The sequence below is a fragment of the Candidatus Infernicultor aquiphilus genome (genome assembly GCF_002784285.1).
Lineage (GTDB): Bacteria > Atribacterota > Phoenicimicrobiia > Phoenicimicrobiales > Phoenicimicrobiaceae > Infernicultor > Infernicultor aquiphilus.
Window position 1 is genome coordinate 1 of sequence record NZ_PFKO01000070.1, and the last position, 9,878, is coordinate 9,878.

General features: G+C 34.4%; 9 protein-coding genes. All 9 read left to right on the forward strand.

Features of this window, described 5'->3' with window-relative positions:
* Window positions 1-1,120, forward strand: a 1,120-nt coding sequence (gene larC / locus COZ07_RS01970; protein WP_406606919.1) for a LarC family nickel insertion protein, incomplete at its 5' end; no start/stop codon positions are given.
* A gap of 395 nt (window positions 1,121-1,515) precedes the next feature.
* Window positions 1,516-1,764, forward strand: coding sequence for a putative signal transducing protein (locus COZ07_RS01975; RefSeq protein WP_406606920.1), 249 nt, complete (start codon window positions 1,516-1,518; stop codon window positions 1,762-1,764).
* A 76-nt stretch (window positions 1,765-1,840) separates the two neighbouring features.
* On the forward strand, window positions 1,841-2,233 hold the full coding sequence (locus tag COZ07_RS01980) for a YjbQ family protein (RefSeq protein WP_406606921.1): 393 nt from the start codon (window positions 1,841-1,843) through the stop codon (window positions 2,231-2,233).
* 195 nt (window positions 2,234-2,428) lie between these two features.
* A complete protein-coding gene (locus COZ07_RS01985) occupies window positions 2,429-4,606 on the forward strand; it encodes an ATP-dependent RecD-like DNA helicase (protein WP_406606922.1) in 2,178 nt (725 codons plus the stop codon).
* 12 nt (window positions 4,607-4,618) lie between these two features.
* Window positions 4,619-5,830, forward strand: coding sequence for a 2,3-bisphosphoglycerate-independent phosphoglycerate mutase (locus COZ07_RS01990; RefSeq protein WP_406606927.1), 1,212 nt, complete (start codon window positions 4,619-4,621; stop codon window positions 5,828-5,830).
* Between the two features lie 25 nt (window positions 5,831-5,855).
* Window positions 5,856-6,605 carry a 2-phosphosulfolactate phosphatase gene (locus COZ07_RS01995; protein WP_406606923.1) on the forward strand — a complete coding sequence of 250 codons (750 nt, stop codon included), beginning with the start codon at window positions 5,856-5,858 and terminating at the stop codon, window positions 6,603-6,605.
* A gap of 100 nt (window positions 6,606-6,705) precedes the next feature.
* A complete protein-coding gene (locus COZ07_RS02000) occupies window positions 6,706-7,875 on the forward strand; it encodes a pyridoxal-phosphate-dependent aminotransferase family protein (protein WP_406606924.1) in 1,170 nt (389 codons plus the stop codon).
* Window positions 7,876-7,912: 37 nt separating this feature from the next.
* Complete coding sequence (locus tag COZ07_RS02005; RefSeq protein ID WP_406606925.1) at window positions 7,913-8,956, forward strand: M42 family metallopeptidase; 1,044 nt, start codon at window positions 7,913-7,915, stop codon at window positions 8,954-8,956.
* Between the two features lie 338 nt (window positions 8,957-9,294).
* On the forward strand, window positions 9,295-9,878 hold a 584-nt coding region (locus COZ07_RS02010), incomplete at its 3' end, for an endonuclease III domain-containing protein (protein WP_406606926.1).

Consider the following 9,878-nt stretch of genomic DNA (forward strand, 5'->3'; position numbering starts at 1 on the left):
GAAAATTGAAATCCTGGAAAAAGAATTAAATAAATTAAACCTTTCCGGTTATCAGTTAGAAGTAAATAAAGTATTAAAAAAAGGAATTTCTGCCAGTCAGTTTAAAGTAAAAATTCAGGAAAAAGGGGTGGAGAGAAGATTTAAAGATATTCTAAATATTCTGGAAGAGAGTAAATTAGATGAAGAAATTAAAAACGAAGTAAAAAAAATATTTTTTAAAATAGCGGAAGCTGAGTCAAAAATACACCAGGAAGATATAGAAAAAATTCACTTCCATGAAATAGGAGGTTTAGATAGCATTATGGATATATCTTCTGCAGTTATAGGAATAAAAGCTTTAGAAATAAAAGAAATTTATTCTTCTCCTCTACCTTTAGGCCAAGGTTTGGACCAATGTGCTCATGGAATTTTACCGCTCCCCGCTCCAGCTACTTTGGAATTATTAAAGAATATACCTACTTATAGCGGAGGAATGGAAAGTGAAATGGTTACTCCCACTGGTGCCGCAATTATTAGTACTTTAACTAAGGACTTTGGGGAAAGACCTTTAATGAAAATAGAAAAGATAGGATATGGAGCAGGAGAAAGAGAATTTTCTATTCCTAATCTTTTGAGAGTGAGCATAGGTGAGAAAATATTAAGGGATAGGGACTTAATGGATGGTTATGTTCACGATGAAGCTCTATTAATAGAAACTAATATTGATGATATGAACCCAGAATTCTATAATTATATTATGGATGAATTATTTTCTCAAGGGGCATTAGATGTATTTTTAACCCCTATCCAGATGAAAAAGAATCGACCCGCCCAGATGTTGAGTATTATAGTTTACGAACAAAATCTTAAAGAAATACTGGAAGTATTATTTTCCGAATCTACTACTTTGGGAGTAAGAATAAAAGAAGTAAAAAGGTTGAAATTGACTCAAGCGAATTTTATAGCTGAGACCAAGTATGGTAAAATTAAGGTTAAAGTCGGTGTTTTTAAAGAAGATATTAAAACTATTGCCCCCGAATACCAGGATTGTCAGAAGATAGCCCAGCAGTATCAAGTCCCTCTTAAAGAGATATATGAAGAAGCTAAAAAAGTTGCTTATGACAAATTAGGATTAAGATAGTATCGAGTATATAGTATGTAGTATATAGTGAAAGATAAAAGTTGCAGGAATTAGTAATCAGAAGTAAAGAAGAAGTAGGGGCGTATTGCATACGCCCTTCCAAAACGCATCAGATATATAATCTATTAAAAATATTTTTGGCTTTTTGGGTTACAACCATATAGTAAGATACAGTAATAAGTTACGGGTTGCGAGTTACAAGTGTACAGAGAGAAGTAGGGGCGTATTGCATACGCCCTTCCAAGAGGAGGGTTCGATTCATCGAACCCGTCAGATAAATTACCGAAAAGCCCGGGTCGGTAAATCCGACCTCTACAAATATTCGCAAACGATTAATTTAATCGGTCAATCGAGGAATAGGGTAATTGGTGGATTGACTAATTGGAGGAGATATTTTGCCTGAAAATACAGAAAATAAAGACAAAGATTTAAAAATAGTTGAACTCGTTCGGGTTCCTCGCGAAGACGAAGCTCTTACTATTAAGAGTTTATTAGGCAGTTATGGCATTGAATGTATTTTGCAATCAGATATAACCCATTCAGTTTATCCTTTTACGATAGATGGTTTGGGAGAAGTAATCATTCTAGTATCCAATAGAGATCTAGAAAAGAGCAAAAAAATTATTAGCGAAACTCAAGATTAATCTTATATTTATATTTTCCCTTGGTGAATTAATATTGAATAACTAACTAACTAACTAACTAAAAGAGGAGGTTGTTATGCTAAAAGAAATAGCCGTCCAGACTAATACCCAAACCCAGATGATAGATATTACCGCTCAGATTCAGAAGGTAGTTAGAGAGAGTGGAATATCGGAAGGATTATGTTGCGTTTTTATCCCTCATACTACTGCCGGAGTTACTATAAATGAAAATGCTGATCCCAGTGTTAAACATGATATAATTATGGAATTAAATAAAGTGATCCCTTTAAATGATCATTACCATCATTTAGAAGGGAATTCTGCTGCGCATATCAAAGCGAGTATCATTGGTTCTTCGGTAAATATACCGGTGGAAAATAATAATCTCCTCCTGGGAACCTGGCAGGGAATTTGTTTTTGTGAGTTTGATGGTCCTCGACCAAGAAATGTATATGTGAAAATAGTATAAGATTAGGTACGTATCTCGTGAATCGTATCTCGTACATTAGGATAGAGCGTAGAGCGTTTAGCGTAGTTGTAGGGGCTCGATGAATCGAGCCCGCAAAACTCAGGGCGGATAAATCCGCCCCCTACTTAATTGGTCGATTGGTAGATTGGTGAATTGGCAAATTGTTGAATTGGCAAATTTCTCCGAAGGTGAACCATGGAAAATTTAAAAGGAATTATAGAAAAAATTGTATATAGAAACAATGAAAATGGTTATATCATAGCGAAGATAAGCTTGGAAAAGTCTGTCCTCGTGAAAACGGGGAAGGAAGATAAATTAACTACCATCGTTGGAAATATGGCCTCGGTAAACATTGGCGAGGATTATGAGTTAAAGGGAGAATGGGTCAATAATTCCAAGTATGGTTGGCAATTTAATTTTAAAGATTATCAATTAATTTTACCTACTTCTTTATTTGGTTTAAAAAGATATTTAAGCTCCGGGTTAATTAAGGGAGTTGGCCCTGCAACTGCAGATAGGATAGTAAAGTATTTTGGTGATAAAACTTTAGAGGTTCTGGAGAACGATATTCAAAGACTAACTGAAGTAGAAGGCATTGCCGAAAAACGAATAAAAGTGATCAGCAAATCCTGGGAACAACAAAAAGAAATTAAAAGAGTGATGATATTTTTACAATCCTACCAAATTACCACTGGATACGCAGTTAAAATTTATAAGACTTATGGGAATACTGCCATTGAAAAACTAAAAGAAAATCCGTACCAATTAGTTGATGATGTTTTCGGCATCGGATTTAAAATTGCTGATCGTATCGCTCAGAATTTAGGCATCGAACCTGCTTCTCCGGCGAGAATAAAGGCTGGGATTAAATACCTTTTAAATGAATTGACCAATCAAGGTCATTGTTATGGGATTATTAATGAAATAATTGATCAGAGTAGTGAATTATTAGAAGTTGAGAAATTATTAGTTGAAAAAAACTTAGATGTTTTAAAAAATAACCAGGAGATTATTTTACAAGAAGATAGGGTATGGTTGCCCTTTTATTATTTTGCAGAATTAGGAGTAAGTAAGAAATTAATTGAATTAGTTAAATTTCCTCAACAACTGATTAATTTAGATGTACCAAAAAAAATAAAATATTTAGAAAAAAAATATGATATTTCTTTTGCAGAAGAGCAAAAAGAGGCGATTGAAAAAGTCCTCTTAAATCGGGTATTGGTGTTAACTGGTGGTCCTGGAACGGGAAAAACTACTACTGTTTTAGGACTTATTGAACTTTTTGAGGAATTAAAATTAAAAATAATTTTAGCCGCACCTACCGGTAGAGCGGCAAAAAAATTGACTGAAACTACCGGTCGGAAAGCAAAGACTATTCATAGATTATTAGAATATAGTCCTAAGAGGGGAATCTTTACCAAAAATTCAGAAAACCCTATTCAGGCCGAGGTAATAATTTTGGATGAAGTCTCTATGATAGATATTTTATTAATGAATAATCTTTTAAAAGCAGTTCTTTCCGGTAGCATATTAATTTTGATTGGTGATGTAGATCAGCTACCTTCGGTAGGACCAGGCAATCTTTTAAAAGATATTATCGATTCTGAAACTATTCCAGTGGTGAGATTAACTAAAATATTTAGACAAGATCGGAGAAGCCTAATTATTGTAAATGCTCACCGAGTTAATGAGGGAAAATATCCGGTTATTAAAGGAGAAAGAGAAAGAGATTTTTATTTTATAGAAGAAGAGGACCCTCAGCTTGCTGTTCAAAAGATAATCAACCTTTGTACTGTTCGTCTTCCCGCCAAATATAAAATAGATCCGGTAGATGATATTCAAGTTCTCTCTCCTATGTATAAAGGGGAAGTAGGGGCAGATAATTTAAATTATTGCCTAAGGGAGGCCTTAAATCTTAAGGGGAAAGAGATTAAATATGGAAACCATTCTTTTAGAGTAAATGATAAAGTGATGCAAATTAAAAATAATTACGATAAAGAGGTTTTTAATGGAGACATAGGTAGGATTGAAAATATAGAGGAGGAGGAGCATATTTTAGAAGTAAATTTTTATGGGAGAAAGGTTGGTTACGAATTTTCTGAATTAAATGAATTAGTGTTGGCCTATGCTATTACGGTCCATAAAAGTCAAGGCAGCGAATATCGAATAGTGGTTATTCCGGTAATGACCCAGCACTATTTGCTTCTGCAAAGGAATTTATTATATACTGGAATTACCCGAGCGAAAGAGATGGTAATATTAATTGGTACTAAAAAAGCTTTATGGATTGCTATTAAAAATAATAAAACCTTTCATCGAAACACTTCATTAAAGGAAAGATTGATAGAAGTTAGCCAGAAAAATAAAAATTAAGGAGAGATAAAGATTATGGTAAACGAAGAAATTATAAAATCATTAGCTATTCAAAATGAATCAAAGATTGTTCTTTTAGTTGCTGATGGGATTGGCGATCTTCCCTACAAGAATAATAAGACAGCGCTGCAGACGGCTTTAATCCCTAATTTAGATAGATTAGCTTCTAAATCTTCTTGTGGTTTAACCGATCCCATATCTTGTGGTATCACCCCAGGGAGTGGTCCAGCTCATCTTTCTCTATTTGGCTACGACCCTATTAAGTATCAGATAGGAAGAGGGGTTTTAGAAGCTCTGGGAGTGGGAATGGAACTCACTCCTTACGATTTAGCCTGTAGAGGTAATTTTGCGACCTTAAGCGAGAAGGGGATAATAGTAAACCGTAGAGCAGGTAGAATTTCTACGGCTATAAATGAAAAAATTTGTGAAATTATGCAAGATAAGATTAAACAGATAGGGGAAGTTAAGGTAATAATTGCCCCAGGTAAGGAACACCGATTTGTAGTGGTATTTCGAGGAAAAAATTTAGAAGAAGACCTTTCTGATGCTGACCCTCAGATAGTTGGAGAAAAAATGAAATTTGCCCAACCTTTAAAGGCCAGTGCAAAAAAGACTGCTGAAGTAGTAAATGAGTTTATTAAGATAGCTACTGAAGTATTAAAAGAACATTACCCCGCCAATACCGTTTTATTGAGAGGATTTGCCAAGCATCCCGATTTACCCACTATGAATGAATTATTTAAGCTAACCCCGGCCGCTATAGCTACTTATCCTATGTATAAGGGATTAGCTAAATTGGTGGGTATGGAAATATTAAAGACCGGAGAATCAATAAAAGAAGAGTTTGAAACCTTGAGAGAAAATTTTGAAAAATATGATTTCTTTTACCTTCATATAAAAAAGACGGATAGTTACGGAGAGGATGGTAATTTTGAAGGAAAGGTTAAAATAATTGAAGAAGTGGATAAATTTATTCCGGAAGTGCTAAAATTAAAACCAGATGTTCTGGTAGTTACCGGAGATCATTCTACCCCCGCTATAATGAAGGGACATAGTTGGCATCCGAATCCGTTTATCTTATTTTCTCCCTATATTAGAATTGATGATGTGGATAGATTCAATGAAAGGGCTTGTGCCCAGGGAGAGTTGGGAAGATTTGCCGCAGTAGATGCCCTTCCTTTAATGATGGCTAATGCCTTAAAATTAAATAAATTTGGAGCTTAATTTAGGAGGATTTATACCTAACCAGATGAATAATTTAGAAGTCGTCTTTACTCCAGAAGAGATAAAGAATAGAAGATTAGCAGGTAAATTAATCGTAGTTATAGATGTTTTAAGGGCATCCAGCACCATAGTAACTGCTTTAGCTTATGGATGTCGTGGTATAGTTCCGATTTTGTCTCCTGAGCAGGCTAAAGAAAAGACTCAGCAGTTTAAAAAAGAAGAAGTTTTATTAGGAGGAGAAAGAGAAGGAAGAAAGATAAAAGGTTTTGATTTAGGTAATTCACCGCGAGAATACCAGAAAGAAATAGTGGAAGATAAAATAATTATTTTTTCCACCACCAATGGGGTAAAGACCTTGGAAATAGTTAGGGGTGCTTTTAGGATAATTATAGCCAGTTTTTTAAATTTACAGGCAACTTTTAATTATTGTTCTAAATTTCAAGGAGATATTTTATTGGCTTGCGCAGGAAAAGAAGGTCACTTTTCTTTAGAAGATACAGTTTGTGCCGGAAGGTTGATTAATTCTTTAAGAGATATTTACTCTACTACTACTACCGGTACCTGCCAGGAAGCAGATGCTAATTTAACTGCTCAAGTACTTTATAAAAAGTTTGGAAATAATATTTTAGAGATGTTGCGAAAATCTCAGCATGGTCGTTATTTGGAAAGTATTGGTTTAAGAAAAGATTTGGAGTTTTGTGCTCAGTTAGATATTTTTAATATTGTTCCCATCTTTAGAGATGGCCTAATATCTCTTAATGAGGGAGGTGTTTGATTTTTAAAATCGGTAAGATAAAATTAAAAAGAGAAAAGGGATGAGAATTTATAATTTTTATAAAATTTATAAAAAAATAAAAAGAAAGGAAGAAATAATTTTGAAAAAGAAATTAATGATGATTCCCGGACCTACTCCAGTTGAGCAGTCTATATTAGATGCTTTAAGTAAAGAAACTGTTTCGCACTTAGACCCTGAATTGGTAAAGACTTTAAAAGAAACTCTTCAAGATTTAAAAACTATAGTTATGACCGAACAAGGTCAACCTTTTATTATTCCTGGCACTGGGACTTTAGCCATGGAGACCGCCTTGGTTAATGCTTTGAAAAAGGGTGATCGTTTATTAGTAATCTCACATGGTTTTTTTGGAGATCGGTTTGTAGAAATCGCCCGAGCTTATGATTTTGAAGTAGAAGTTTTAGCTTCCCAGTGGGGTAAGATTGTTGAAGTAGAAAAAATTACCCAGAAACTAAAAGAGAAAAAATTTTCTGCGTTAACTTTAACTCATGTGGATACTTCTACCGGTGTTTGTGCTCCGGTAATTGAAGTAGGAGAAATTTTAAAAAAATATTCTGAAACACTGTTTATTGTAGATGGAGTTTGCGCTATGGGAGGCATTGAGGAACGGATGGATGATTGGGGAATTGATATTCTTTTTGCCGGTAACCAGAAAGCAATTGGCGTTCCTCCAGGATTAGCTAATTTATTATTTAGCCAAAGGGCTTTAGAGAGGAGGAATAGTTTAGGAAAAATTTTTGCTTATTATATGGATATTAATCGCTGGTTACCTATTATGCGTGAACCGGGAGAAAGATATTTTGCTACTCATGCCGTAAATATGGTCAATGCCCTGCATCAAGGTCTGAAAATAATATTAGAAGAAGGTTTGGAAGAAAGATTTAGAAGACATCAGAAGTTTGCTTTAGCCTTTCAAACAGGATTGGAAGAATTGGGATTTAGTATACTTCCTTCCCAGGAAATTAGAGCCAATACTGTATCAACAGTAGTATATCCTTCTGGAATTGAAGATTTACCTTTTAGAGAAAAATTATATCAGAACGGTGTCTTAGTATCAGAGGGAAAAGGAGTATTGGCCGGCAAAGTATTTCGTTTAGGACATATGGGAAACATAACTGAAAATGAAGTGATAATGACCCTGAGCATTATTGAAAAGACTTTATCCGACTTTAATTATAATTTTAAAATGGGGGCAGGAGTAGGAGCAGCAGAGAATATTTTATGGAATGTAAAAAAAGGTGCCAGGCACTAAATTTTACCTATTTAGTAAATAAAGAAAGGAGAACAGGATGGAATTATTAAAAAAACTGTGTGAGACACCAGGAATTTCTGGTTATGAGGAAAGGATTCAGAAAGTTATTAAGGAAGAACTGGGGAAAGTAACTGATGAGGTGAAGATAGATAAATTAGGGAATATCATTGGGATTAAAAAAACTAAAAAGGCAATGAGCAATTCTCTTCCTAAAAAAGTAATGCTCGCTGCACATATGGACGAAATTGGTTTTATGATAAGTTTTATTGATAAAGATGGTTTTTTGAGATTTGCTCCAGTGGGTGGATTTGACCCCAGGACTTTAATTGCCCAAAGAGTAGTAGTTCATGGAGTAAAAGATATTGGAGGAGTGATTGGTTCCAAACCTATTCATATTTTAGAAGAAGAAGAAAAGAAAAAAGCGACAAAGATTAAAGATCTTTTTATAGATGTAGGTCTGAAAAAAGAGGAAGTTTCAAAGATAGTGAAACCAGGAGATTTTGTTACTTTAGATAGAGATTTTAAAGAACTTAATAACAAAATAATAACTGCTAAAGCCCTTGATGATAGGGTTGGAGTTTATGTTATGATTGAGGCACTAAAAAGAATCAAAAGTTGTTATGTAGATATATATGCCGTGGCAACTGTGCAGGAGGAAGTTGGACTTAGAGGAGCGACCGTTTCTTCGTTTTCTGTGGAACCTGATCTAGGCATTGCCCTTGATGTTACCATTGCTTCAGACCTTCCGGGAACTAAGGAAGAAGAAATGGTTACTAATTTAGGAGGAGGAACAGCTATATCTTTAATGGATTCTCATACTATTTCTAATAAAAAGTTAGTTGATTTTTTAAGGAAGATAGCGGAAGAAAATAAAATTAAATACCAGACTGATATATTATTAGGAGGAGGAACTGATGCAGGAGCCATACAAAGGAGTAAATCCGGAGTACCCGCTTGTACTATTTCTATTCCTACCAGATATGTTCATTCAGTAGTAGAGATGTGTCACAAGGAAGATATTGAGAGTTCGATTAAATTAATCTGTAAATTTTTAGAAAACGCCCACCAGGGAGAGTTTTAAGAACAGTATATAGTATCGAGTATCGAGTATATAGTGAAGAATAGCGTAGAGCGGTTAGCAAAACTAGCGTACAGCGTGGAGCGTAGAGTTGGGGAAAAAAGAAGAGGAAAAAGAAAAAGAAAAATAAGGTTGTAAGGTACAAGTAGGGGCAGACCTTGTGTCTGCCCGAAATAAGTAATTTGTTGTAGGGGTTTGATTCATCAAACCCGTTTCGGGTCGGATAAATCCGACCCCTACAGCTAACGACTAAGTCAATTGGTCAATTAGTCAATTGGTTAATTGGTGCATTGGAGAATTAATTATAAATAGAACAATTATTTAAGAATAATTAGGCAAAGATGCAAAAAAGGGATATTCTATTAAAGATTTATAACAGTTTATATAATTATTTTGGACCATTACACTGGTGGCCGGGAGGTTCCCCTTTTGAGGTAATGGTAGGTGCTATTCTTACTCAAAATACTTCTTGGAATAATGTTGAAAAAGCGATTAAAAATTTAAAAAAAAGAAATTTATTGAACCCTGATGCATTTTATTATCTAAGCCAAGAAGAATTAAGTAAATTGATAAAACCTTCGGGTTATTATAATATTAAAGCACAAAGATTAAAAAATTTCGTAACTTTCTTTTTTGAGGAGTTTGAAGGTTCTACTGAAAAAATGTTTTCAGGCGACAGCGAGGAGTTGAGAAAAAAGTTATTAAACATAAAAGGGATTGGACCTGAAACTGCAGATAGTATATTATTATATGCGGGAGAAAAACCATTTTTCGTTATTGATACTTATACCAAAAGAATATTTTCTCGTCATAAGTTAATTTCGGAAGAGGCTGCTTACCATCATATTCAGGAATTCTTTTACCAAAATCTTCCGAAAGAGGTCAAGTTATTTAATGAATTCCACGCTCAAATGGTGATGCTCGG

Coding starts and splice junctions, on each gene's coding strand:
- COZ07_RS01980 (WP_406606921.1), top strand. CDS start 1,841: ATGCTAAAAGAAATAGCCGTCCAGACTAATACCCAAACCCAGATGATA.
- COZ07_RS01985 (WP_406606922.1), top strand. CDS start 2,429: ATGGAAAATTTAAAAGGAATTATAGAAAAAATTGTATATAGAAACAAT.
- COZ07_RS01995 (WP_406606923.1), top strand. CDS start 5,856: ATGAATAATTTAGAAGTCGTCTTTACTCCAGAAGAGATAAAGAATAGA.
- COZ07_RS02005 (WP_406606925.1), top strand. CDS start 7,913: ATGGAATTATTAAAAAAACTGTGTGAGACACCAGGAATTTCTGGTTAT.